Source organism: Paenibacillus sp. VT-400, assembly GCF_001029205.1.
In the GTDB taxonomy this organism is placed as follows: domain Bacteria; phylum Bacillota; class Bacilli; order Paenibacillales; family Paenibacillaceae; genus Paenibacillus; species Paenibacillus amylolyticus.
The window spans coordinates 1-223 of the sequence record NZ_LELF01000080.1; the positions used below are offsets into that span (position 1 = coordinate 1).

General features: G+C 48.9%; 1 rRNA gene. It reads right to left on the reverse strand.

Annotation, left to right across the window (positions count from 1 at the left end):
• Positions 1-105, reverse strand: a 23S ribosomal RNA gene (locus tag EL84_RS30420); the annotation flags it as partial.
• Positions 106-223: the final 118 nt, after the last annotated feature.

Here is a 223-nt window from a genome sequence, read left to right on the forward strand (position 1 = left end):
GATCAAAGCTTGCTTACAGCTCCCCGAGGCAGTTTCGTTGTTCGCCACGTCCTTCATCGGCTCCTAGCGCCTAGGCATCCTCCGTGTGCTCTTAGTAGCTTAACCATTTTGTTCCGGTTTCGGTCGCTCGCTTCCCTTGTTTTGCTTGCGCAAAGCCAAAAGTCGCTCTCACCCGATACCATCACAAAAGCAATTTAACTACCTTTATACACTTGACTTGTTT